Annotated in this window: 22 protein-coding genes; 20 read left to right on the top strand and 2 right to left on the bottom strand. The window is 34.5% G+C overall.

Annotation, left to right across the window (positions count from 1 at the left end):
• Nucleotides 1–86: 86 nt before the first annotated feature.
• Nucleotides 87–2009 carry an ABC-F family ATP-binding cassette domain-containing protein gene (locus tag FYJ58_RS00940; protein WP_154515876.1) on the bottom strand — a complete coding sequence of 641 codons (1923 nt, stop codon included), beginning with the start codon at nt 2007–2009 and terminating at the stop codon, nt 87–89.
• 302 nt (nt 2010–2311) lie between these two features.
• Between FYJ58_RS00940 and FYJ58_RS00935 the strand changes: the two genes are divergently transcribed.
• From FYJ58_RS00935 to FYJ58_RS00855, 17 genes are all read left to right on the top strand, one after another.
• Nucleotides 2312–2953: a redox-sensing transcriptional repressor Rex gene (locus tag FYJ58_RS00935; RefSeq protein WP_154515873.1), complete on the top strand. Its 642-nt coding sequence runs from the start codon at nt 2312–2314 to the stop codon at nt 2951–2953.
• 16 nt (nt 2954–2969) lie between these two features.
• Nucleotides 2970–3596 carry a hypothetical protein gene (locus FYJ58_RS00930; RefSeq protein ID WP_154515870.1) on the top strand — a complete coding sequence of 209 codons (627 nt, stop codon included), beginning with the start codon at nt 2970–2972 and terminating at the stop codon, nt 3594–3596.
• A 14-nt stretch (nt 3597–3610) separates the two neighbouring features.
• Nucleotides 3611–3979: a holo-ACP synthase gene (gene acpS / locus FYJ58_RS00925; RefSeq protein WP_154515867.1), complete on the top strand. Its 369-nt coding sequence runs from the start codon at nt 3611–3613 to the stop codon at nt 3977–3979.
• Entirely contained in the window at nt 3976–5499 is a 1524-nt protein-coding gene (locus FYJ58_RS00920; RefSeq protein WP_154515864.1) for an NAD(P)H-hydrate dehydratase, read from the top strand. Before acpS ends, FYJ58_RS00920 begins: the two co-directional genes overlap by 4 nt.
• Nucleotides 5496–6686: an alanine racemase gene (alr, locus tag FYJ58_RS00915; RefSeq protein WP_154515861.1), complete on the top strand. Its 1191-nt coding sequence runs from the start codon at nt 5496–5498 to the stop codon at nt 6684–6686. Before FYJ58_RS00920 ends, alr begins: the two co-directional genes overlap by 4 nt.
• A gap of 88 nt (nt 6687–6774) precedes the next feature.
• Complete coding sequence (locus FYJ58_RS00910) at nt 6775–7119, top strand: type II toxin-antitoxin system PemK/MazF family toxin (protein ID WP_154515858.1); 345 nt, start codon at nt 6775–6777, stop codon at nt 7117–7119.
• A 44-nt stretch (nt 7120–7163) separates the two neighbouring features.
• A complete protein-coding gene (locus FYJ58_RS00905; RefSeq protein WP_154515855.1) occupies nt 7164–8525 on the top strand; it encodes a hemolysin family protein in 1362 nt (453 codons plus the stop codon).
• 899 nt (nt 8526–9424) lie between these two features.
• On the top strand, nt 9425–11161 hold the full coding sequence (locus tag FYJ58_RS00900; protein WP_205839120.1) for an ABC transporter ATP-binding protein: 1737 nt from the start codon (nt 9425–9427) through the stop codon (nt 11159–11161).
• Nucleotides 11152–12939 (top strand): ABC transporter ATP-binding protein, encoded by a 1788-nt coding sequence (locus tag FYJ58_RS00895; RefSeq protein WP_154515852.1) that lies wholly within the window; start codon nt 11152–11154, stop codon nt 12937–12939. The genes FYJ58_RS00900 and FYJ58_RS00895 overlap by 10 nt, the downstream gene beginning before the upstream one ends.
• A 43-nt stretch (nt 12940–12982) precedes the next feature.
• Nucleotides 12983–13465, top strand: a complete 483-nt coding sequence (rlmH, locus tag FYJ58_RS00890) for a 23S rRNA (pseudouridine(1915)-N(3))-methyltransferase RlmH (RefSeq protein WP_328597765.1) — start codon at nt 12983–12985, stop codon at nt 13463–13465.
• Between the two features lie 165 nt (nt 13466–13630).
• On the top strand, nt 13631–14194 hold the full coding sequence (locus FYJ58_RS00885; RefSeq protein WP_154515849.1) for a PepSY domain-containing protein: 564 nt from the start codon (nt 13631–13633) through the stop codon (nt 14192–14194).
• A gap of 32 nt (nt 14195–14226) precedes the next feature.
• Nucleotides 14227–14871, top strand: coding sequence for an endonuclease III domain-containing protein (locus FYJ58_RS00880; RefSeq protein ID WP_154515846.1), 645 nt, complete (start codon nt 14227–14229; stop codon nt 14869–14871).
• A 24-nt stretch (nt 14872–14895) separates the two neighbouring features.
• A complete protein-coding gene (locus FYJ58_RS00875) occupies nt 14896–15471 on the top strand; it encodes a DUF4358 domain-containing protein (RefSeq protein ID WP_154515843.1) in 576 nt (191 codons plus the stop codon).
• 16 nt (nt 15472–15487) lie between these two features.
• Complete coding sequence (locus FYJ58_RS00870; RefSeq protein WP_154515840.1) at nt 15488–16864, top strand: MBOAT family O-acyltransferase; 1377 nt, start codon at nt 15488–15490, stop codon at nt 16862–16864.
• Between the two features lie 61 nt (nt 16865–16925).
• Nucleotides 16926–18071, top strand: a complete 1146-nt coding sequence (locus FYJ58_RS00865) for a DHHW family protein (RefSeq protein WP_154515837.1) — start codon at nt 16926–16928, stop codon at nt 18069–18071.
• 509 nt (nt 18072–18580) lie between these two features.
• A complete protein-coding gene (locus FYJ58_RS00860; protein WP_205839119.1) occupies nt 18581–19033 on the top strand; it encodes a GNAT family N-acetyltransferase in 453 nt (150 codons plus the stop codon).
• Nucleotides 19034–19146: 113 nt separating this feature from the next.
• The gene (locus FYJ58_RS00855; RefSeq protein ID WP_154515831.1) at nt 19147–20502 is read left to right on the top strand and encodes an MATE family efflux transporter; all 1356 of its coding nucleotides are present in this window, start codon (nt 19147–19149) and stop codon (nt 20500–20502) included.
• Nucleotides 20503–20536: 34 nt separating this feature from the next.
• Here the strand turns inward: FYJ58_RS00855 and feoB are convergent, their stop codons facing one another.
• Nucleotides 20537–22849 (bottom strand): ferrous iron transport protein B, encoded by a 2313-nt coding sequence (feoB, locus tag FYJ58_RS00850; RefSeq protein ID WP_154515828.1) that lies wholly within the window; start codon nt 22847–22849, stop codon nt 20537–20539.
• Between the two features lie 237 nt (nt 22850–23086).
• Here feoB and rbr point away from each other — a divergent pair, with 237 nt between their 5' ends.
• From rbr to FYJ58_RS00835, 3 genes are all read left to right on the top strand, one after another.
• Nucleotides 23087–23680: a rubrerythrin gene (gene rbr, locus FYJ58_RS00845; RefSeq protein WP_154515825.1), complete on the top strand. Its 594-nt coding sequence runs from the start codon at nt 23087–23089 to the stop codon at nt 23678–23680.
• Between the two features lie 152 nt (nt 23681–23832).
• Complete coding sequence (gene trkA, locus FYJ58_RS00840) at nt 23833–25185, top strand: Trk system potassium transporter TrkA (RefSeq protein ID WP_154515822.1); 1353 nt, start codon at nt 23833–23835, stop codon at nt 25183–25185.
• Nucleotides 25186–25258: 73 nt separating this feature from the next.
• Nucleotides 25259–26692 (top strand): TrkH family potassium uptake protein, encoded by a 1434-nt coding sequence (locus FYJ58_RS00835; RefSeq protein WP_154515820.1) that lies wholly within the window; start codon nt 25259–25261, stop codon nt 26690–26692.
• The last annotated feature ends 8 nt before the right edge of the window (nt 26693–26700 follow it).

Raw genomic sequence — 26700 nt, 5'->3', positions numbered from 1 at the left:
ACTGCAAGATAAAATGTGTAATAGTTATCTTGCAGTTGTTTCCGTTGTTCCTTACTTTGCAATCAAGAGGTGATTTTGTCTGTTTTTTAATCTGCCAGTTCTTCCCAGGTTTCCATTAACTGTTCCAGTTTTTCTTCTAATTCTTTTTTTTCTTGGTTTAATTCCATCAATCGTCCTACATCCGTATAGACTTCTTCCAGTGCAAGTAAAGAATCGATTTCGTCATTTCTCTGTTCTAGTTTTTGAATTTCTTCTTCACATTTTTTTAAGTCATTTTGTCTTTTTCGAATTCGTGCTTTTTCTTCCTTTTGCTGTTGCCAGTCCATTTTACTTTCGGAAGAAGTATCTGCCAAATTGGACATTTGTTCTAAATCGGAGTCAGAAGTTAGAAATGCGTTTTCTATCGTATCTTTCTTTTCAATGTAATAATCATAGTTTCCAATATAATTTAATAAATGCCGGCTTGTTAAATCAAGAATTCTCGTTGCAGTTTTATTGATAAAGTAACGGTCATGAGAAACATAAAGAACCGTTCCGGTGTAATGATTAATTGCATTTTCCAGGATTTCTTTTGACGCAATATCTAAATGGTTGGTAGGCTCATCAAGGATTAAAAAATTAGCTTCGGATAACATTAGCTTTGCTAAAGATACACGACCACGTTCTCCACCGCTTAAATCTTTAATGCGTTTGAATACATCGTCACCTGTAAAAAGAAATGCTGCAAGGATATTACGGATTTTTGTATTATCTAAATCCGGGTAGGTATCCTGTAACTCATCAAATAAAGTTTTCTCCATCGAAAGTACATGATGTTCCTGATCATAATATCCGATTTTCACTTTAGATCCAAGTTTAATTTCACCGGAATCAGCAGGAATTAAATCATTAATTATTTTTAAGATGGTTGTCTTACCGGTTCCGTTATTTCCAATAACAGCAACCTTTTCTCCACGTTTAATATCAAAACTGATGTTTGAGAATAAATGGTTGTCACCAAATGATTTGCTTAAATCTGTTACGGTTAAAACATCGTTTCCGCTTATTATGCTTGGTTCAAGATGAAGGTGCATTTCTGCTTCGTAGGTAATTGGTTTATCGATTACTTCCATTTTATTAAGGAGCTTTTCACGGCTTTCTGCCCTTTTAATTGATTTTTCACGATTAAAAGAGCGGAGCTTGGTGATTACTTCTTCCTGATGTTTTATTTCGCGCTGTTGATTATAATATTGTTTTAACAGGGCATCACGGAGCATTGCTTTCTTTTCCGCATAAGTACTGTAATTACCGGAAAATACATGGCAGGTGCCATGATCCAGCTCAACGACTTTTGAAACAACTTTATCTAAAAAATATCGGTCATGGGCAACGATAATAACGGCACCCTTATAATTTAAGAGAAATGTTTCAAGCCATGCAATGGATTCCATATCAAGATGGTTGGTAGGCTCATCTAATAAAATAAGATCCGGAGTCGACAAAAGAAGTTTTCCTAAAGCAACTCTTGTTTTTTGCCCGCCGGAAAGTGTGTTTGTAGTTAATTTAAAATCTTCTTCTAAAAAACCAAGACCTTTTAACACACCGATAATTTCACTTTGATAAGCATAACCATTTTTCATTTCAAACTCATGATTTAATCGTGTATACGTAGCAAACAGTTGCTCCAGTTCTTTTCCTGTAGCGGATTTCATATCGGTTTCTATCTTTCGTATCTGCTGTTCTAATAAGATGATATCTTTTTTTACCTCGAGCATTTCTTCATAAATTGTATGATTGGAAGAAAGCTGTTGGTGCTGGGCAAGATATCCGATGGTCGTATCTTTTGATAAGATAACTTCTCCTTCATCAGCCGGAAGTTCCCCAACTAATATTTTTAATAAAGTGGATTTTCCGGCACCATTGCTTCCAACGATAGCCATTTTTTCGTGTTCATTTATATGAAAAGAAACATGAGAAAATAATTCTTCCACGCCAAATGTTTTTCCAATATCCTTACATGATAAAATCATAATTTCACCAATGCCTGCTATGGCATCTATTCCTTCCCTTTTTACTTGTAATTAAAAAATGTACTGTGTCAATTATAAAGAGTTAAAAGAAAAGTGTCAATAAACAAGTCATTTGTAGTACTCTAAGCTTTTTTCTTTTTTATCCGATATAATAAAAAGCATATAAAAAGAGATGCCTTTTAGAAAAAGAAAGAAATATTTAGAGTTTTGTTATTATTGACAGATATTTAACAATTTACTATAATAAATACTAGAAATTAAAATTGAGATAACTATACGTAAAAAAGCTAGGAGGCATTAAATTGAGTGAAAAAGGAATTTCCTTGGCGGTAATTAAGCGCTTGCCAAGGTATTATAGGTATTTGGGAGAGTTACTTGAAAATGATGTAGTACGGATTTCTTCAAAAGAATTAAGTGAGAGAATGCATGTAACAGCATCACAGATTCGTCAGGATTTAAATAATTTTGGCGGATTTGGGCAACAAGGCTATGGATATAATGTAGAATATCTTCATACAGAGATTGGAAAGATTCTAGGTCTTGACAAAAAATACAGTATGATTATTATTGGTGCAGGTAATTTAGGTCAGGCCTTGGCAAATTATTCGGACTTTGAGCGGAAAGGATTTGTATTAAAAGGAATTTTTGATGTGAATCCTGTGTTAAAAGGTGTTTCGATTCGTGATACGCCGATTATGATGATGGATGAGTTAGAAGAATTTCTTAAGAAGAATTCAGTGCAGATTGCAGCACTTACAATTCCAAAATCAAAAGCACCACAGACTGCACAAAGATTGGTGAAGCTTGGAATAAAAGCAATCTGGAATTTTGCACCAACTGACTTACATCTTCCAGAGGGTGTTGTTTCCGAAAATGTACATTTATCAGAGAGCCTTATGCGTCTTTCTTACAGTTTGAAGTCAAAAGAAGAAGATCCGGAATAATGGGTATGGTGATAGAATGGTTTGGCGAAAAAGAGAAGAAGAATCGGAATTAAATCAGGATATAATATCTATGATTGGTCGGTGTAATATTCCAATATTAGTATTAGATGAACGATGGCATGAACTATTTCCGGAATATAAAAAAACACAAAAGATAAAAGAATTGGAAAAAAACTTAAATCGTCTGATTAAGTATCAGGGGAAGATAAATGATGACAAAAAGGAAATGAAAAAGTTAAAGCATCGTCTAATGGAAGAAATTATTTCTAATATGGGAGAAAGTACCGGTGAGGCCGGACTATTAAAACAGAAAAAGCAGGAAAAGAGTCAGAGGTTAATTAAAGAAATTAATGTTAAGCTTGCACAGTCCGAAGATGAGGAAAATTTGCTTCCATACAAAATAAAAAAGGCAAATGAAGAATTACTGATTGAAAGTTTAAAAATCTGGTATCAAGAGTTAGATTCGAATCGGGAAGAAATAAAAGCACTTACAGAGTGGATTGCAGATGCAAGAGAAAAGTTAAAAGTGAATATTTTGAAAAAACAGGATATGGAGATGGAAAATAATTCTATTTATTCTTATATGCATTCTTTGCTTGGGGCAGGTGTTATGCAGGCACTGGATGAAGATTTAGACAGATAACAGGAGAAAAAAGATTGATAATAGGAATCGGAACTGATATGATTGAGATTGAGCGGGTAATAAAGGCTTGTGAAAAGGAGTCTTTTTTAATTCGCTATTTTACAGTAGAGGAAAGAGAATTAATTCAATCAGATAGAAATAAGGCAGCAGATAATTTTGCAGTCAAAGAGGCTGTTGCAAAAGTATTTGGCACAGGGTTCGGGAAAATCGAGCCGATTGAAATAGAATGTCTTAGAGATTCATTGGGAAAGCCCTATATTAAATTATATGGAAAAGCAAAAGAACTTGGAGAATGTATGGGGATTTCTAAAATACATGTTTCGATTACAAATACGAAAAAGTATGCAAGTGCATTTGCTGTCGGGGAGGCGTTGGTGAATTGAAACCATTGGTAACTAAAAATGAAATGAAAAGAGTTGATGGATATTCCATTGAAACAATAGGAATTCCATCTGCTGTTTTAATGGAAAAAGCAGCAATGTCTGTTGCGGAAGCAGTGAGAGATTATTGTTTGCGAAAAGAGTACTCTTATCCACAACAAAAGATTCTTGTTGTATGTGGTACGGGTAATAATGGTGGGGATGGAGTTGCGGTGGCTCGGATATTGAATGAATGGGGCTTTTTAGCCTCTGTTTTATTATTAGGCGAGGAAACGAAAGCGACTGAAGAAACAAAACACCAGTTATCAATTGCCCGCAGACTTGAGGTAGAAATACAGCACGAAACGGATTTTAATGAATATACTATTATAGTGGATGCTATATTTGGGATTGGTCTGTCAAGAGAAATAACAGGAAACTACAGGGAAGTTATAGAGAAGATTAATCAGACGAAATCGTGGGTGTGTTCGGTTGATATCCCATCGGGTATTCATGCGGATACAGGGACTGTAATGGGAGTTGCCGTAAAAGCAGATTTGACAGTTACATTTGGGATTAAGAAAATTGGCATGGTTCTCTATCCGGGTTGTGATTATGCAAATCGTGTAATTGTTGCCGATATTGGATTTCCTAAAAAAGCAGTTGAATCTGTATGTCCCAAAGTATTTTATCTCGAACCGGAAGATAAAAAAATGTTGCCGGAGAGAAAAAAGGATTCCAATAAGGGGATGTATGGAAGAGTACTGATAATTGGCGGCTCTAAAGATATGAGTGGGGCATGCTACTTGTCTGCCAAGGCCGCTTACCGGACAGGAGCGGGACTTGTAAAAATTATGACAGAAGAGACAAACCGCATTATTTTACAGACACAACTTCCTGAGGCACTGTTAGCCACTTATAAAATAGAAGATGGATTGGATTTAAAAGAAACTGTTTTAAAGGAATTAAATTGGGCAACAGTGATTGTTATTGGTCCGGGGCTTGGAACGAAAAAGCATGCAGAGGAACTATTGAAAACCGTGTTAGAGTATGCCTTGGTTCCGGTAATTATAGATGCAGATGCAATTAATCTGTTGGCACAAAACCAATATTTAAAGGAATTGTTTCAAAGCAAAAATAGAGGAGAACAGTTTATTTTTACGCCGCATTTGAAAGAAATGTCAAGATTAAGTGGTGATTCTATTGACAAAATTAAGGCAAACCTTGTATCCTATGGTATGGAATATGCAAAGAAAGAAAAAATTTGTCTTGTTTTAAAAGATGCCAGAACGATTATATCGGATGGAGTAGTTGCATATATTAACTGTTCTGGAAACAATGGTATGTCTACAGGAGGCTCCGGAGATGTATTGACTGGGATTATAGCAGGACTTCTTGCACAAAAGGCAACTCTTTTGGAGGCAGGTGCTTTTGGAGTATATTTACATGGATTAGCCGCTGACAGAGAAATTTTAGAAGGAAATACCTATTCTCTTATAGCCAGTGACATAATAAAAGGCTTAAAAAAGGAGATAACAAAATGAAAGAATATTATCGGGTCGTTGCAGAGGTAAATTTAGATGCAATCTGCGATAACATAAGAAACACAAAGAAGATTATAAAGGATGGTACGAAGTTAATGGCAATTGTCAAAGCGGATGGATACGGTCATGGAGCTGTGCCGGTTGCAAAAGCACTGAATTCTTTGGTAGATGCTTATGGTGTTGCAATTGTAGAAGAGGGAATTGAGCTTCGAAATGCAGGAATCAAAAAACCTATTTTAGTATTGGGTTGTGTACCTGCGATGCAATATCATTGTCTGGCAGAATATGATATTATGCCGGCTGTAACGACTTATGATATGGCAAAAGCGATGTCTGAGGAAGCGAAAAAACAGGGAAAGACGTTGCGGATACATATAAAGCTGGATACGGGAATGGGACGGATTGGATTTTTGCCAAACGAGGAAAGTGTAGAAGAAATTAAAAAGATTTCCGAACTTTCTAATATTGAAATTGATGGTTGCTTCAGTCATTTTGCCAAAGCAGATGAAAAAGATAAGGAATTTGCAAATGAGCAATTTAGTCGTTATATGAAGATGATAAATCGATTAAAGGAAGCTGGTATTTTTGTTCCAACAAGACATATATCAAATAGTGCAGGTATCATGGATTTACCAATTGCGAACCTTGATATGGTAAGAAGTGGAATTTCTACTTATGGCATGTATCCTTCAGAAGAGGTAAATAAAGAACGGCTTCCATTGAAAGCTGCAATGACAATTTATTCTTATATTACTTTTGTGAAGGAGTTGGAAGAAGGTTGTTCAATTGGGTATGGTGGTACTTTTATAACGAAACGTAAAACAAAGGTAGCAACTGTTCCGGTTGGTTATGGCGATGGATATAAAAGAGCATTGTCAAATCAAGGACACGTTTTGATTCAGGGCAAACGAGCTCCAATTATTGGAAGGGTCTGTATGGATCAGTTTATGATTGATGTAACCGATTTCGATGAAGTGAAAGCCGGGGATAAAGTTATATTGGTTGGAACTGACGGAAATGAAACAATTTCAATGGAAGAAATTGGCAAAATGACATGTTCATTTAATTATGAAGTTGCCTGTGATATTGGAAAAAGAATTCCAAGAGTTTATATTTATCAGGGAAAAGTGGCAGGAACTTGTGATTATTATAATACAGATTCTGAAGCGTTCGATTTAAACTTTTAATATACAAAGTCAGACATTTATGGAATACAAAAGGAAAAGTATGGTAATACTATAATCAGCAATATCCATAGATGGAGAGTGACAAAAAATGGTTATTAAAAGAGGAGATATATTTTACGCAGATTTAAGACCGGTAGTAGGGTCAGAACAGGGCGGTGTGCGACCTGTATTAATTATTCAAAATGATATGGGAAATCGGCATAGTCCTACGGTAATCTGTGCAGCAATTACATCAAAGATGAATAAAGCAAAGCTTCCTACCCATGTAGAAATTGAAGCAGGAAGATATGCGATTGTAAAAGATTCCGTTATATTATTAGAGCAGGTACGGACAATAGACAAATCTCGGTTAAAAGAGAGAGTCTGTCATTTAGACCAGGAAGTATTAAAAAAGATAGACAAAGCATTATTGATTAGTCTTGCTTTGGATTAACAAAAGAAAAAGGATACATAAGGAAAGAAAAGGAGAAAAGAAAGATGGATGATGGTAACCCCTTGTTGCGTATAGGAATTCTTTTCATTCTGATTGCAATTGAGGCGATAATTTCTTGTGCAAAGACGGCATTAGAACAGGCAAATGAAAATACATTTCGAAAGAAACTAGAAGAAAGCAGTGACAAAAAAGCGGCACTTGTATTAAAACTTATGGAACAGGAATCCTGGTACATAAATACAGCGCAAATGGTAATTATTACAGTAAATGTTATTATCGGAGCAATTTATTCAGCACGATTGATTGTACATGCAAAATATGCAGTAAACTTCTTTCAGAAGACTGGAAGCCAATGGTTTAATGTGGCATTTATCGTATTGTTTACTATATTATTACTATTTGTCATTATTTTGATTGGAACTGTAATTCCAACACGTTTGACGTCTAGAGATCCGGATTCGGTTGCGTATAAAACAGTTGGATTTATGATGTTTTTTATACGTATATTAAAGCCATTTGTTATAATGCTGGATGGGGCAATGAAGCTTTTACTGGTTTTATTGCGAATTAATCCAAAGGACCTAGAAGATAATGTCACAGAAGAAGAAATTATTTCAATTGTGAATGAAGGTTTTGAACAAGGTGTATTGGAAGACAATGAAGTGGAAATGATATCTAACATCATTGAGTTGGATGAAAAAGAAGTAAAAGATATCATGACTCATCGAAAAAAAGTAATTTCCATTAATGCAGATATGACGATTGAGGAAGCTCTTAAATTTATGTTAGATGAGAGTTACTCCAGATTTCCTCTTTATGAAGAAGAACCGGATAATATAATTGGTGTGCTTCATTTGAAGGATGTGACAAGATACTATATCTGCGGAAAAAATTTGGAAGTATCCTTAAAATCAATTGCAAGAGAGCCTTATTTTGTTCCAGATACTCAAAATGTAGATATCTTATTTGACAATATGCAAAGAAATAAGATACATATGGCAGTTGCGGTAGATGAATATGGTCAAATGGCTGGTATTGTAGCGATGGAAGACATATTGGAGGAAATTGTAGGGAATATTTTTGATGAATATGATGTAGATGAGCATATGATTTTGAAGCAAGGTAATGAGCGCTATATTATGAAGGGACTTACTCCAATTGAAGATATTGAAGATGAACTTGGAATTAAAGTCGAGCAAGAAGAATTTGAAACGCTAAATGGTTTGTTAATTTATTTACTGGGGCATCTGCCTGCTGATAAGGAAAAAGCGGTAATTGAGTATCAGGGCTTCCGCTTTTATATTCTTGATGCAAAAAACAATATGATTCGAAACGTAAAAGTGGTGAAGGAAACACCCGTAATGAATGAAGGACAGAGTGTCGGCGATGTAGCTGTTACTAGATGACGACGAAACATTATATTTAGAGTAATTGAGTCTCTATAAATGAGTTAAGGCTGACCTGTTTTCGTGCTTTAAATGTTAAAACATGAAAACAGGTCAGCCTTTATGATAAAAAGAAAAAACGAAGGATAAACCTTCGTTTTTTCCGGTAATTATATTACCAAAGCGTATAATAGGGTGGGAGTAGAAAGTGTTTTAATAACACAATCTATGATGTATTATAAGAATGAGTTGTGTTATTAATGTGTTTTTTTTATTACAAAAATATAACAAATTATTAAAAAAGATTAAAGAGAACAGTTTCCTATAAAAAAAGACGAAGGGTAAACCTTCGTCTTTTTCGGTAATTATATTACCAAAGCGTATAATAGGGTGGGAGTAGAAAGTGTTTTTAATACACAATCTATAACTTATTATAAAAAGAATTTGTGTTCAAAGTGTGACCAATTTATTAAAAAAAAATAATAAATATGGAATCTATTTCTTGACAATAAATTGTATTGTGTTATAATTTGAAAAGAATCTAAAAGAAAGTGAGGTAAAAAATATGATGATATTAAAAAGTAACACAATTAACTTAATAACGAATCAATTGTATAAGTTTACCTCAACTTGCGATAAAAAGGATATATCCTGATTTTTAGAAAATATTAAATTTGGATTTTTATCTGGCTTTTATAATTGGAATTGAAATTGCCGGAGAGGAGAAAATATCGTATATGCAGACTATGGTAATCTTACCATAGTCTTTTTTACTTTATAGGAAACTTCGTCTCCTATAAAGCAAAAACGCTCCGCGAGGATGTGCACAGATGCGAAAGGAGTATTGTTGCAAAAAGCATGCAACACGCATCTGGCACGCAAATTGAGGAGAGGTAGATTGTTAGGAGGGAAGTAAGGTTTTGAAAAAGATTAGTAGTTACATAAGAGATTATTGGTATGCTTATTTATTTGCAATTATTTGCATGATAATAGCGATTGTTCTGGATATGATTTACCCGGTCATATCTCAGAAAATTATTGATGATGTCATAATTGGTGGAAAGACTTCATTGTTAAAAGAACTCTTAATCGGAATATTTTTAATTGGTCTTGGCAGATGTATTTTTGGCTATCTGAAAGAATTTACATTTGATAAAGTCAGTTCAAAAATTGGTGCAGATATGAGAAAAAATTTATTTGATCATATCCAGACATTGTCACTTTCTTATTTTAACCGTACAAATACGGGAGAGCTTATGGCTCGCGTAAAAGATGATATTGACCATATATGGAATGCACTTGGTTTTGTTGGTATGCTTATCATTGAAGTTACAATTCATACCTTTATCGTTTTATATTGCATGTTTCAGGTAAACAAAGTATTGTTTATTCTTCCATGTATTGTAATCCCGGTGATTGGAGCAATAGCAGTTATCATGGAACGAAAGTTAGATAAAGTATATGAACAAATTAGTGAAGAGAATGCAGTGTTAAATACAGTTGCCGAGGAAAATCTGGCTGGTGTTCGGACAGTAAAAGCGTTTGCCAGAGAAAAACATGAGATTAAGAAATTCTTGTCCCATAATCAGAAGTATTATCAGTTAAACATGGAGCAGGCTAAAATATTAACTCGCTATCAGCCGGTTTTCCAATTTGTGAGCAGGCTTTTGCCGGTAGTCAGTATTATTTTAGGTGGATTTATGGTAATCAAAGGTTCTTTATCATTAGGTGCACTTGTAGCATTTTCGGAATATACGAGAAATATTGTCTGGCCAATGGAGATGTTAGGATGGCTGATGAATGACTTTTCTTCTGCCATTGCTTCCAATAAAAAGATAAAGAAAATTTATCAGGAGATACCAGAAATAAAAGAAGCAGAAGAAACAGTTTGTCTAGAAAAGGTAAAAGGAGAGATTGAGTTTTGTGACGTATCATTTGGGATTCAGAATACAGAGATTTTAAAGAATATTTCTTTTCGCATTGAGGCTGGCAAGACACTTGGAATTATGGGGGCAACAGGTTCTGGAAAAACTTCAATCATAAATCTTTTGCAGAGATTTTACGATACCGAGGATGGCATCATTCGATTGGACCGGAAAGATATAAAAACATTATCACTGAAGCAATTGAGAGGAAGTATATCAGTTGTTATGCAGGACAATTTTTTGTTCTCGGATACGATTAAAGAGAATATAAAATTAGGAAGCCAAGAGTGGATGAAAGATGAAATTGTTCGGGATTCTGCTTCGTTTGCTAAGGCAGATAGTTTTATTGAGCGAATGGAAGATCAATATGATACTATTATCGGTGAGCGTGGTGTAGGATTGTCAGGAGGGCAAAAACAGAGAATCAGTATTGCAAGGGCGATTGCGAAAAAGAATCCAATTTTAGTTATGGACGATTCTACTTCTGCACTTGATATGGAAACAGAACATGCGATTCAGAAATCGTTATCGGAATTATCAAATACAACAAAAATTATCATTGCGCATCGTATATCGGCGGTACGCAATGCAGATGAAATTATTTTTTTAGAAGATGGAAAAATTAAAGAGAGAGGTACTCATAACGAGCTGCTAAAGAAAAAAGGATTGTATTATCAGACTTATCTTGCTCAATATGGGAATTATGAGGAGGTGAAAGAACTATGTCAGTAAATTCATTTCGAGATGATGAAGCGACTGTAAGTAGTAGAAAACTAAGAACCTGTCTTCGGCTGTTTTCCTACATGAAATCTTATAAATGGTCGGTTTTAGGTGTGTTAGCCATTATGACGGTTACGGTTTTTATCTCATTAATTAATCCGTTGATTATCGAACGTGCCATTGATTTACATATTAAAAATAAGAATTTACAAGGTTTGTTACAGCTTGGAGCATTTGCGATTATTATAAATATAATATTCATTATATTAGTGAAGATAAGAATGTATGTTATGGCAAAGGTTTCAAATCATATTTTATTAGAGATTCGTCAGGAACTGTATGTTCATATTCAATCACTTTCTTTTCAGTTTTTTGACAGCAGACCAACCGGAAAGATTCTTGCACGTATTATTGGCGATGTAAATTCTTTGAAAGATGTACTTGTTAACAGTGTTACAACTTTAATACCTGATTTTGTAACAATTTGCGGGGTTGTTGTTATCATGTTTATGAAAGATGCAAGATTAGCAGCTGCATCTTTAAGCAGTATTCCATTGATGACGATTGGAGTATTTGTCGTTCAAAAGATTTCACATAAACGATGGCAGGTTTTCAGAAAAAAATCTTCTAACTTAAATGCTTATGTACATGAAGATTTATCCGGTATGGCTGTTATACAGAGTTTTACGGCAGAAAAAGAAACTTATGAAACGTTCTGTCAACTTACAGACGAACATCGAAAAAGTTTTATTGGTGCGGTTGTCTATGCGGATATGTTTGGAGCGATTGTTGACTTTTGCTGGGGACTTGGAACGATGGTATTATTTTTAGTTGGAGTCGGCATGATTGGAAGCCAGTCTGTAAGTGTTGGAATATTGGTCGCCTTTGGTACATATATTTCCATGTTTTGGAGTCCGGTTATGAATCTTAGTAATTTTTATAACCAGCTGGTAACCAATATAAGTGGTGCGGAACGTATTTTTGAAATCTTAGATACAAAGCCGGATATTGAAAATACAAAAGAAGCGTTTGTGCTTCCTGAGCTAAAAGGGGCAGTTGATTTTCAAGATGTTTCGTTTACGTATGATGAGGGAACAAATGCAGAAACAAAGGTCTTAGAACATGTCAGCTTTCATGTAAATCCGGGAGAAACAATTGCACTGGTTGGTCCTACCGGTGCAGGAAAGACGACAATCGTAAATCTTTTGAGCCGTTTTTATGAAATTCAGAATAGAACTATTTTAGTCGATCAGTATGACATTAAAAAAGTTGCTTTGGAAAGTCTTAGAAGTCAAATGGGAATAATGACACAAGAAAATTTTATATTTTCAGGGACAATAAGGGAAAATATTGCTTATGGAAAATTAGATGCAACAGACGAAGAAATTATAGAAGCAGCAAAAGCAGTAAATGCCCATGACTTTATTATGCAAATGGAACAAGGATATGATACAATTCTGAAAGAAAAGGGAGCAGGATTATCTATTGGACAGCGTCAATTAATTGCATTTGCAAGAACTATGGTATCCATGCCTAAAATACTAATTTTAGATGAGGCAACATCAAGCATTGATACGCAGACCGAACTTCTGGTACAAAAAGGGATAGAGGCACTCTTAAAAGGAAGAACTTCATTTGTCATTGCTCATCGATTATCTACGATAGAAAAAGCAGATAAAATCTTTGTAATCGATAAAGGTGGAATTATTGAGCAAGGTACTGCGAAGGAATTGCTTCAGAAAAAAGGTCAGTATTATAAACTTTATATGGCACAGTTTAAAAATTTATAATAAACTGTCAATATGAAAATTTGTGAAAGAAAGGAAAAAAGACGTGACTCGGATTACAGTTTTAACAGTAGGTAAAATTAAAGAGAAATATTTTACCGCAGGAATAGAAGAATATGCAAAGCGGTTAAAGAGATATTGTAAGTTAGAAATAATTGAAGTTGCCGATGAAAAGACACCGGATAAAGCAAGTGAAGCGGAAGAATTGCAGATAAAGCAAAAAGAGGGAGAGAGGCTTAGAAAGTATATAAAAGAAGACGCTTATGTAATTGCATTGGCGATTGAAGGTGTCCAGCTTGATTCTGTGGAGCTTTCTAAAAAGTTGGAAAAGCTTGCAATAAGCGGAGAAAGCCATATTATATTTATTATTGGTGGTTCGTTAGGATTGGAAAAAGAGATATTAAATCGGGCAGATTTTTTACTCAGTTTTTCTAAAATGACATTTCCGCATCAGATGATGCGAATGATTTTATTAGAACAAATTTATCGCGGGTATCGGATTATGAAAGGGGAGCCGTATCACAAGTAAATATGACTCTGATAAAATCCTTAAATTTTCCATAAATGGATTAAAAAAAGAAATTGTAATTGGTATATGTGTATGATAAAATAAACGCAACTTAAAAAGAAGATTTTAAGTGTAGAAATTAAAAATAAAATGAGTCAATTGATTTGAAAGAAAGGATGGAACAATATGAAACAAAACAATAAGATGAAAAAAGTTTTAATAGCAGGTTTTCTTTCTGTGGCAGTAGTAACATCAATTCCAACGAGTTTTTTGTACTACCAGAATATAATTACAGCAGATGCGGCATCAAAGTATATTAGTAAGACAAAAGCAAAGAGCATTGCATTAAAAAATGCAGGTTTAAAAGCTTCCGAAGTTGAATTTACAAAGGTTAAGCTTGATAAAGATGATGGTGTTGTTGTTTACGAAATCGAATTTTATAAGGGAACTCGTGAATACAGCTATGAGATTAATGCAAAATCAGGTAAGATTTTAAAAAAGGAAATTGAAAAAGAGAAACAAGAAAGGGAAACCAACTCTTATATAGGAAAAAGCAAAGCAAAACAAATTGCATTAAAGCATGCAGGTTTGAAAGCTTCGGAAGTAGATTATATCAAGGTTAAGCTTGATAAGGATGATGGAGTTGCTGTTTACGAGGTAGAATTCTATAATAAGAATAAGGAATACAGCTATGAAATTAATGCGAAAACAGGAAAGATTATAGAATGGGAATCGGAATATGAAGACTAGATAAGCTATAACCGGAAAGACAAGGGAGAAAAATGACAAAAGAAGAATTAGCATTAGAAGTGATAAAACGGTTAAAAAGAGAATATCCAACGGCAGGGTGTACACTTGACTATAATGAAGCATGGAAGTTATTAGTCAGTGTCCGCCTCGCTGCTCAATGCACGGATGCAAGAGTTAATGTTGTAGTCGAAGAGCTATATGCACGTTTTCCAGATGTGGATTCGCTGGCTGATGCAACACCTGAGGAAATTGAACAGATTGTAAGACCTTGCGGATTAGGGAAAAGTAAGGCACGGGATATTAGTGCCTGTATGAAAATCTTGAGAGATCAGTATGGCGGACAAGTTCCCAATCATTTTGATGAATTGCTTAAGCTTCCGGGCGTAGGACGGAAAAGTGCGAATCTGATTATGGGTGATGTGTTTGGGAAACCTGCAATTGTAACAGACACTCATTGCATTCGATTGGTTAATCGAATTGGGCTGGTAGATGGAATTAAGGAACCTAAAAAAGTAGAGATGGAACTATGGAAAATTATTCCTCCTGAGGAAGGTAGTGATTTTTGCCATCGTCTTGTATTTCATGGAAGGGATGTTTGTACAGCCAGAACGAAACCACACTGTAATGAATGTTGTTTAAACTCAATTTGTGCTAAAAACGGAGCGTCAATTGTATAATGACAGTATAAAAGGAGAATTATTTTGAAGAAAAGATTATTTATATTAGGATTAATTTCTGTATTGACAGTGGGAGTTATTCCACCAGCTAATTTTACAAATCATGTTGTATCTACATCGGTAGAAGTGGAAGCAGCAGCGAAGAATTCTTCTGTGACTTCTTTGGCAAAGAGTGTGAAAAAGGCTTACGGTGAAAAATATATTCCGAATGTTAAATTATCAAAGACAGAGATAAAAGATAAGTTTTTGATAGATTCCAATTTATATAGCTCTGCATATGTAGAAGTTCCAATGATTAGTGCCCATATCGATACACTTGCTATATTTAAAGCAAAAAATGAAAGCACTAAGAAAAAAATTGTAAGCAAATTGAAAGAATATAAAAAGGAACAGATTGAGCATACATTACAATATCCAAGTAATTTACTTAAGCTTCATGCTTCTAAAATATATACAAATGGTAACTATGTGTGTTTCATTATGCTGGGGCAGGTTAATCGTTCCGTTGAAGAATCAGGGGATGAGAGTGCAATTATTAAGGCATATCAGAAGCAGAACCTAGTTGCGGTAAATGCCATTAAAAAAGCACTTAAGAAATAAAAAAAGAGGAGCTGTTATGGTATTTAGTAGTTTTACGTTTTTATTTCGGTTCTTACCTTTTGTATTAATCTGTTATTTTTTAGCACCAGGAAAATTAAAAAACTTGGTGCTGTTTTTGTGCAGCTTGATTTTTTATGCATGGGGAGAACCAATTTATATTGGACTTATGATTTTTTCTACAATTGTAGACTATATAAATGGAATTGCTGTCGCATATTATAAAGAAAAAGGAAGGAAACAGAAAGCAAAAATATTTTTAGCTAGTTCGATTTTTATTAATTTATTACTTTTGTTTCTATTTAAGTATGCGGGTTTTATTACGGGAGCTTCGATTGCTCTTCCAATTGGAATTTCATTTTATACTTTTCAGACAATGTCGTATACCATTGATGTATATCGGGGCGTTGTAAAACCACAGAAAAATTTTATTGCATTTGGAACTTATGTTTCTTTGTTTCCGCAACTAATTGCAGGACCAATTGTAAGATATCAAACCGTTGAACAGGAGTTAATGAATCGAGGCGTGACAAAAGAGATGCTTTCCTATGGGATTCAACGTTTTGTCTGTGGACTTGGGAAAAAAGTACTTCTGGCAAATAATATAGGTGTTTTGTGGAGTTATATAACAGTTTATCCCGAAGAAAAATTGACGATGATTATGGCATGGTTTGGAATAATTGCATTTATGTTTCAAATTTATTTTGATTTTTCAGGATATTCTGACATGGCAATTGGACTGGGTGCGATGTTTGGATTTCATTTTCCGGAAAATTTTATGTACCCATATCAATCAAAAAGCATAACGGATTTTTGGCACAGATGGCATATGACGCTTAGCAGCTGGTTTAAAGAGTATGTTTATATACCATTAGGTGGAAATCGAAAAGGAACAAAGAAACAAATTCGCAATATTATCATTGTATGGGCAATGACCGGGTTTTGGCATGGTGCAAACTGGAATTTTCTTTTATGGGGAATTTACTTTGCTGTTTTATTAATAATTGAAAAGTTATGGTTGAAAGATTGGCTGCAAAAGCTTCCTGGTGTGATACAGCATTTATATGCTTTGGTTTTTATCATAATAGGATGGGTTATTTTTGTATATCCGGACATGCCAACTAAAATGGGATACATAAAAACAATGCTTGGAATTGGGAAAGGTGGCTTATGGAATAGGGAAACGATTTATTTGATTTGTACATATTTTGTCCTATTTTTAATTTTAATGATTGGTTCTACTGATATACCAAAAAAGATGTTCAATCTATGGATAAAAAAAGAATCGGTTTTATGTTATGTTGGAAGAACAATCTATATGTTAGGCATTTTTTTATTGTCGATTGCCTATTTAGTAAATTCATCTTATAATCCTTTTTTGTATTTTCGATTTTAAGATTGAGCCGGGAAGTAAAAAATTATACTTTAAAGAAAGTTAAAGGAGTTCGAATCTTACTATGAAAAAAAAGAAGTTTATTAGTTGGATTCCGGTCTTGGCATTTTTAAGTTTATTATTTTTCTTTTCTATTAGCTCCATTATTTTTCCGGACAAAACATATTCTGCTATGGAAAATAGAATGCTTACAGTTTTTCCTAAATGGAATATAAAGAAAGTTTTACAGGGAGATTTTCAGAAAAAATATGAGGACTATTTATCGGATCAGTTTTGGGAACGAGATAAATGGATTGCTGCAAAGAATTACACAGAACGCTGTCTTGGAAAAAAAGAAACAAATGGAGTTTATTTTGGAAAAGAGGATTACCTTTTTGAAAAATATCAGGAATCGGATTTTGATAAAAAATTGATTAAAAAAAATGTGAAAGTACTTGCAAAAGCCGTAAAACGATGGGAAAAAAGATATGGAAAAGAACATATAAGGACTTTGTTCGTACCAATGAAAGAAATGATATTAAGCGATAAGATTCCGGCATTTGCTCCACAATATGATGAATCTGAGTTTTTAGATTTTTTGGAAAAAGAAATTCCAGAGCCTATATTTTTATCGGCAAAAAAATGTTTATTGGAGAAAAAGAAAGAGGAAATATTTTATCGGACGGACCATCACTGGACGACACAGGGAGCTTATTTTGCTTATCAGCTTTGGGCGGAGTCGATGAAAATAACACCGTGGGAGGAAAATGAGTACGTAAAAAAGAAGGTTAGCAATGAATTTCAGGGAAGTACTTATAGTAAAGTGAATATGGGTGGTAAAAAAGATGTTATTTATTTATATTATCCTAAAAAGAAGCTAAAGTATTCTGTAAACTATAATATGGGAGAGTGGGAAACTGATAGCCTTTATGATATGTCCATGCTGAAAAAGAAAGATAAGTATGCTGTTTTTTTTGGTGGAAACCAAGGAATTATTGAAATTACGACAAATGTGAAAAATGGAAAAACTTTATTTGTTGTGAAAGATTCGTTTGCAAATAGTTTTCTTCCATTTGCGGCGAATCATTTTGAGAAAACGGTGGTGATTGATTTGAGATTTGTAAATGCCCATATTGATCAAATCATGAAAATTTATAAGCCAACGGACATTTTATTGTTATATAATACAGTTCAGTTTATGCAAAGTAAAGATATTAATAAACTAAATTAGTGGAATTATTTTGAAAAGACAGTAGGATTTAAATGATGTTTTGTCTTGACAATTAAAGATGTGGAAAGTATAATTAAGAAAATGATTTTAAAACAGAGAAAAAAGCTGAGAAAAGAAGAGTAGATAATGAAATATGTGACAGAGAGCTTCGATTGGTGGAAAGAAGTACAGAAAGCATTATTGAAAATGGTCTTGGAGCTGCGTACCGACTGCATATTGTATGTTAGATGTATTAATATGTATAGGCTGCGATGGGAGTGCCCATTATAGCACCAGAGTATCGAGAATTTTTAGGAAGAAAATCTGTACTTGTAGAGATCTGTATTGTGAGATATAGATGAACAAAGGTGGTAACACGAAGCATATTGCTCTCGTCCTTTTAACATTAAGTTGTTAAAAGGATGAGAGCTTTTTTTGCTTTATAGGAAAGTCCCTCATGAGTGAGGGATACAGGGAGTTGAGGTGGACTTGTCCACTTTGTTTTAAGCAGACATATGGAGGTAAAAATTATGAGTATTCAAATTAGAAGATTTTGTGAAAATGATGCAGAGGCGGTAGCGTATATTATTAATCAGGATTTATTACATAGTGACAAAAAAGCTTATTCCAGAAAAGAAAACGTTCTTTTTACTAATCTTTGTGCAAAAGAACAGGTTCTTAGCATTGAGAAATTTACGCATATGTATGTTGCTTATTTAGAGAAAAAACCGGTAGGTTGTGGTATTATTACAGATTGCAGTAAGAAACAGAATATGGTGTTTTTAGTTCCATTTGTTTTGCCGGAACACCAAGGTCAGGGACTCGGTAAACAAATAATAGAGGCTTTAGAGCAGGATAGCTATTATTCAGGAGCCGGTCAGATTGAAATTCCTTTGTCAATTGATGCAAAAGAATTCTATCAAAAAATCGGATATGATAGATGGCAGAATGAAGTAAGGAAAAAACAACAGATTACTGCGTAATTAGGAAATTAGGTTGAAGGAAGTACCTTGGTTTAGGCAATGGATAGTTCACTTTTATAAATTATGTGTTATAATGAGGAACGAATAAATGATAGGAAAAGGTACGAAAGAAAATGAAAATAGAAAATAATTTAGATACAGACCAGATAAAACAGCTTGTTTGGCGACTAGCCATTCCGTCTATGTTAGCTCAGTTTGTCAGCGTATTTTATAGTATTGTAGACCGGATGTATATAGGAAACATTGCCAAAACAGGAGAATTGGCTTTGGCAGGAGTAGGTGTTTGTGGTCCCATTGTTACCTTAGTCTCGTCTTTTGCATTTTTGGTTGGTATTGGTGGTGCTCCTCTTATGAGTATCTGTATGGGACAAAAAGATAAGAAAAAAGCAAAAAAAATATTAGCGAACTGTTTTTTTATGTTGCTTGTAATTTCTTTTGCAATTACAGTTATCGCATTAACAATTAGAAAACCATTACTTATGTGGTTTGGAGCAAGTAAAGTGATTTTTCCATATGCAGACGAATATATCAGTATATATTTATGTGGAACAATTTTCGCACTGATGTCAGTTGGAATGAACCAATTTATCATTTGTCAGGGATATGCTAAAACTGCAATGAAAACAGTTATGCTTGGAGCAATATTAAATATACTTTTAGATCCCTTGTTTATTTTTGTATTACATATGGGTGTCAGAGGTGCAGCATTTGCGACAGTACTATCTCAGGCTGGTTCCTGCATTTATGTATTAAGCTTTTTATTTAGTAATAAAGTATCAATAAAAATTTCATTTGGTGGCTATCAGTGGAAAATTGTTGGACGGGTGTTAATGGTTGGTCTTACTCCATTTTTAATTATTGCTTTTGATAATATTCTGATTATTGCATTAAATACAGTAATACAAAGATATGGAGGAGCGGGCAGAGGAGATATGCTTCTTACTTGCACGACAATTGTACAGAGCTTTATGCTTCTTATTACAATGCCAATGAGTGGAATTACTGGTGGAACTCAGACAATTTTAGGATATAACTATGGAGCAAGAAGACCAGATCGGATAAAAAAAGCTTTTTTCTATATTACATTGTTATGTTTTGGTTTTTCTTTGATTATGTTTGTAATTGCACAGACAGTTCCTCAGTTTTTTGTTCGGATTTTTACGGAAGAACAAGAATATATTGATTTGACTGTATGGGCGATTAAGAGATATACATTAGGCGTTTTACTACTTGCAATACAGTATGCACTTGTAGATGGTTTGACTGGAATGGGAATGACGAAATGGTCTATTTCTTTTTCTATGTTTCGTAAACTTATTTTTTTTGTCTGCATTTTTATACTTCCAAAATGTACAGATATTGTAAATATCTTTTTCGCAGAACCGATTTCTGATGTATTAGGTCCAATTGTAACAATGGTAGGTTTTTCCGTTGTGATGAAGAAGACTTTAGCAGAATTAAAAAATTAGACGGACTGTTAGTTTGGCAGTTCCGTCTAATTTTTTAGATTGATAAGAATAGGGATGAACTAATATGAACTAGAAAGCATATGAGAATACCGGTTATGGTTGGAAGTAAAAATGCAATTAATGTCCATTTTAGGCTTCCTGTTTCTTTTTTTATTGTAAGGCAGGTAGTTGAACATGGCCAGTGGAACATCATAAAAAGAAGTGTACTGATTGCCGTTGTCAGTGTCCATCCATTTTCGACTAAAAGTTGCTTTAATTCAAACAGATTATTAAATTCCTGAATACTTCCGGTTGAAAGATAAGCCATAATCATGATAGGAATTACAATTTCATTTGCAGGCCAGCCTAAAAGAAATGAAAGTAAAATAACTCCATCCATACCAAGGCATTTGCCAAGGGGATCTAAAAAGTTAGAGAGGATAGTAAGCAAAGTTGTATCGTGGACAGTTATGTTAGCTAATATCCATATAATAAGTCCTGCTGGTGCAGCAACTGCAATCGCACGCAGTAACACGAAAATTGTACGATCCAAAATAGAATGAATCAGAATTTTTCCAAATTGGGGTTTTCGATATGGCGGTAATTCTAAAGTAAAAGCGGAAGGCACTCCTTTTAAAATGGTTTTTGACAGTATAGTTGAGGCGAGAAAGGTCATTCCAATTCCTAAGAGAATGAATAGTGTAAGCAGGCATGCTGCATAAAAAGAACAAAAAGGAATCGAAACAGTAATAAAAAACATATTAATAATTGCAATTAAAGTTGGAAATCTTCCGTTGCAGGGAACGAAACTATTAGTAAGGAGGGCAATTAAACGTTCTCTATCAGAATTAATAATACGACAGCCGACAACTCCGGCAGCATTACAGCCAAAGCCCATGCACATAGTCAGAGCCTGTTTTCCACATGCACAGCATCGTTTAAAACAATGATCAAGATTAAATGCAATCCGTGGAAGATAACCGAGGTCTTCTAATAAAGTAAACAATGGAAAGAAAATGGCCATTGGTGGAAGCATAACAGAGATTACCCATGCAAGAACCCGATAAATACCATCAATGAAAATCTCTATAAATATGTTTGGGGCATGTATCCAATGCAACAACAAAACCAATTTGTTTTCCAATAAGAGGAAGGCGTGACTGAGTAATTCGGAAGGATAGTTGGCTCCGGTAATCGTAATCCAAAAAATACAGAATAAAAGTAAAAGCATAATAGGAAGACCGGTTTTTTTATTAGTAAGTATTTTATCTATTTTTTGATCTTTTTGTTTGTATAAACTTTGACTGGTATTTACTACTTGATGTGAAATTTGTTCTGCTTCGGTTACAAGAGAAGTAGCAATTAAATCTTGCAAATTTTCTTTGGATAGATTGTAACTTTTTAATAATTTACTTACCTGCTCACACAATGGCTGGCGTTGTTCCTTTTCTTCAATCGATGATTCTATATAAGTGTGGTATTCTTCACTTTTTCCCATTAATAATTTTAAAGATGCAAAACGAGTTGAAATAAATGGATATTTATATCGTTCAACGTGTGGAGATAAAACAGAAAGTGCTTCTTCTATTGGTTTTGGATATGGTACGAAATAACTTGCAGTTGTATCAATTTGATTGGAAAACAGGGTATTGTAAATGGTTTCCAATAATTCATCCATTCCATCTCCTGTTAGAGCCGAGGTTGCTACAACGGGAACATGAAGTAAATTGGATAGCTGTTTCAAATCAATATGGATATGGTTTCGTTCTGCCTCATCAATCAGATTTACGCAAACGATAACTTGATTGGTGATTTCTAATGTTTGTAATACGAGATTAAGATTTCGCTCAATACAAGAGGCATCACAAACGATAAGAACGGCATCTTTTTGATTCGAACCGATGAAATCTCTTGTTACTTCTTCTTCAGCAGATTGTGATAGAAAAGAATAACAGCCCGGCAGGTCAACAAGTGTAAAATGGCTATCCTTATAATTGCAATAGCCTTGGGCAATAGCAACGGTTTTTCCGGGCCAGTTACCAGTATGCTGTTTTAGACCGGTAAGATAATTAAATACCGTGCTTTTCCCAACATTTGGATTGCCGACAAGGGCAATTACTTTGTCAGAAGAAACGGTTTTTTTTATTAATATAGAAGAAGAATCTTCTGACCGGAGTGCAATGACAGCACCACGAATTAAATATGCAGAAGGATTTCCACAAGGACTTTTTAGTAGACATTCTATGCAGGTTCCTTCGATTAGACCAATATCTTGTAATCGTCTTCTCATGGTGCCAGAGGTGAGCAGAGTTGTCACTATGGCCTGTTCGCCTACATTTAATGCGGAAAGCGTGTGTATTGTAGTCATATAACTGCTCCTTTTCCATAAAATTAGAGAGAGGAAAACTTCTTTCCTTTTGTTAATATATGCGGAGCAAAAAAGGAAGTTACTATTATGAGGATAGGCTGCAGGCAAATATTATGTCAAAAAGTTCAAAGTATTATACCTTAAAGGGATGCCAAGTATGAAAGTTGGTGGAAATGGGATGTATAAAAAAACTTTTTTTCCATATAATTTTAGGTGTTAGAAAAAGGAGGAAACAAAATGGCAGTTAAGTTTAAAGATAGCAAAACAAAAGAAAATTTAATGCGTGCCTTTGCAGGTGAAAGTCAGGCAAGAAATCGTTATACATTTGGAGCACAAAAGGCAAAAGAAAAGAATTTAAAGGTGGTAGCGGATGTATTTGAATTTACTGCTGGTCAGGAAAAAGAGCATGCAGAAATTTTTTATAATCACCTGTCTGAATTGGCAGGTGAAACGATTGCAATTGATGGGGCATATCCAATTGACCTGTCTGAAGATGTTGAAGAGCTTTTGAGAATGGCACAACATAATGAATATGAAGAACACGATGATGTATATCAGGCATTTGGAACGATTGCAAAAGAGGAAGGGTTTCATAAAGTAGCAACTGACTTCTTTCATATAGCAAAAATTGAGAAAACACATGGAGATCGTTTTGGAAAATTGGCGGATTATATGAAGGAGGACAAGTTATTTCAATCAGAAGAGCCTGTTTCTTGGATGTGTTTGAACTGTGGATATATTTATGAAGGAACAAAAGTACCGGAACAATGTCCAGTCTGTTATCATGATAAAGGCTATTTTGTAAGACTTGAGATGGCACCATTTGAATAAAGCAAGATAAACGCATGAATGACTATCTGCTACATTCATGCGTTTGTTTTGAAATAAAAATGGAATGAGTTGCAAAGCAATAGTATTACTGATATAATATGGAATTAGTTAATTGTACAAAATAGGAAAATGAAAGTGTGGAAGTTTAGAAAATGAAGATAATTATTGTAGGCTGCGGCAAAGTTGGACGGACAATAGCAGAGCAGCTAAGCAGAGAAGGTCATGATATAACGGTTATTGATTTAAGGCAGGACCGTGTGAAAATGGTAACAGAAAAGTATGATTTAATGGGCGTTATTGGAAATGGAGCGAGTCATAGTGTGCAAAAAGATGCCGGGATTGAGAGTTCGGATTTACTAATTGCTGTAACGGATTCGGATGAACTCAATCTTTTATGCTGTCTGATTGCAAAAAAAGCGGGAGATTGTTCTACCATTGCCAGAGTAAGAAACCCGGTTTACAACAAAGAAGCGGCATTTATTAAGGAAGAGTTGGGGCTATCTATGGTAATCAATCCTGAATTTGCCGCAGCGACTGAAATGGCAAGATTACTTCGGTTTCCACAGGCAATTGAAATTGATACATTTGCAAAAGGCCGGGTTGAATTGTTAAAATTCAGAATTCCGAGTGGTTCTATCCTGCATAATCTTCCAATTACACAGATTAGTTCAAAATTGCGTTGCGATGTGTTAGTCTGTGCAGTAGAGCGTGGTGGGCAGACAACGATACCAACAGGAAGTTTTGTGCTTCAGGAAAGGGATACGATTTCGATTGTATCGGAACCAAAAAGTACGAGCGAGTTTTTCCGAAAAATAGGACTGGATGTTCATAGAGTAAAAGATGCTATGATTGTAGGAGGGGGAAGACTTGCCTATTATTTGGGGCATCAGCTTTTGGAGGCTGGTATTTCTGTGAAGATTATTGAGCAGAACAGTAAACGTTGTGAAGACCTTTGTATGCTCCTTCCAAGGGCAGTTATCATTGAAGGCGATGGAACAGATAAAGAAATCTTAGAAGAAGAAGGGCTGAAACGGACAGAAGCTTTTATTACACTGACGGGTTTTGATGAAGAAAACATTTTGTTATCTTTATTTGCAAGGGCTCATACAAAGGCTAAGTTAATTACCAAAATAAAGCGTACTAATTTTAATGAAGTAATTGATAATATGGACTTAGACAGTATTATTTATCCTCAGTATATTACATCGGAATATATTCTTCAATATGTTCGTGCAAAACAGAATTCAAGAGGAAGCAATATTGAAACTTTGTATAAAATATTAGACGAAAAAGCGGAAGCAGTGGAATTTTATATTAATGAGGATTCAGAAGTTGCAGGTATGATGCTAGAGGAATTACAGCTAAAACAAAATATTTTAATTTCTTGTATCAACCGTGGTGGAAAGATAATAATACCAAGAGGAAAAGATACCATTGAATCCGGGGATACCGTTATTGTAATCACAACAGAACGGTTGTATGATATATCAGATATTCTAAAGTAGTGAATAAGAGCTTTGTGTGATTTATGGATTCAGTTTGTGAAAAAAGAAAAAAGTATATAAGAGGAATTGAAATATGAATTATTCAATGATAAGGTACATTACCGGCTGGATGCTAAAGCTGGAAGCTTATTTTATGCTACTTCCCTGTTTGGTTGCACTAATTTATAAAGAGCGAGGGGGATTGGCTTTTTTTACTGTTGCAATCGTTTGTTTTGTAATCGGTAAATTATTTACATATAAAAAACCGGTAAATCAGACATTTTTTATCCGAGAGGGATTTGTTGTAGTTACATTAAGCTGGATTGTATTGAGTGTAATGGGATCAATTCCATTTGTCTTAAATGGAGATATCCCTAATATTATTAATGCAATATTTGAAACGGTGTCTGGCTTTACAACGACTGGAGCGAGTATATTATCTGACGTAGAAGCAATATCGAAATGCAGCTTAATGTGGAGAAGTTTTACCCACTGGATTGGTGGAATGGGAGTATTTGTATTTTTACTTGCTGTTATTCCATTATCCGGTGGCTCTAATATGTATTTGATGGTTGCAGAAAGTCCAGGACCATCTGTTGGAAAGTTAGTTCCAAAAGTAAAAAAAACAGCGATGATTTTATATGCAATCTATATTTGCATGACGCTTGCTGAGATTTTATTCTTATTACTCGGGGGTATGCCGATTTTTGATTCTTTGGCTACCTCATTTGGCACGGCAGGAACCGGTGGATTTGGAATTAAAAATGATAGTATGGGAAGCTATAACGATTATATACAGTGGGTTGTCACTATTTTTATGATTTTATTTGGTGTCAATTTTAATGTATATTATTTGGGGATTGCTAAAAAATGGAAGAAAGCACTTCGATGTGAAGAGGCGAGAGTTTATTTTGGAATTATTTTAGTGTCGATTGTAATTATCGCATTTAATATCAGACCTATGTTTCATTCCATTTTTAGTACGGTACAACATGCGGCATTTCAGGTCGGCTCTATTATTACAACAACGGGATTCTCTACGGTTGATTTTGATATGTGGCCACAACTTTCTAAGACAATTTTAGTTTTACTTATGTTTGTCGGTGCATGTGCAGGAAGTACCGGAGGTGGAATAAAGGTGTCAAGATGTCTGATTGCCTTTAAATCAATCAAGAAAGCTTTAGATAGCTATGTCCATCCAAGAAATGTGAAAAAAATCAAACTGGAGGGCAAACCTGTTTCCCACGAGGTCGTGCGGTCAGTTAATGTATTTTTGGTTTTATATGTTGTTTTGTTTGCTGCTTCGGTACTATTGTTATCAATCAATGAATTTGATATGATTACGAATTTTACAGCGGTGGCAGCCACGATTAATAATATTGGACCGGGCTTAGAATTGGTCGGACCGTCAAAAAATTTTGGCAGCTTTTCAGATTTATCAAAAATAGTTTTAACATTTGATATGTTAGTAGGAAGGTTGGAGTTATTCCCTGTTATGTTGTTTTTCTATCCTCCTACTTGGAAGTAAATAAGAAT

The organism is Velocimicrobium porci, from assembly GCF_009696045.1.
Lineage (GTDB): Bacteria > Bacillota > Clostridia > Lachnospirales > Lachnospiraceae > Velocimicrobium > Velocimicrobium porci.
Note: the sequence above shows the minus strand (reverse complement) of the source record. Positions and strands in the feature narration are given on the sequence as shown.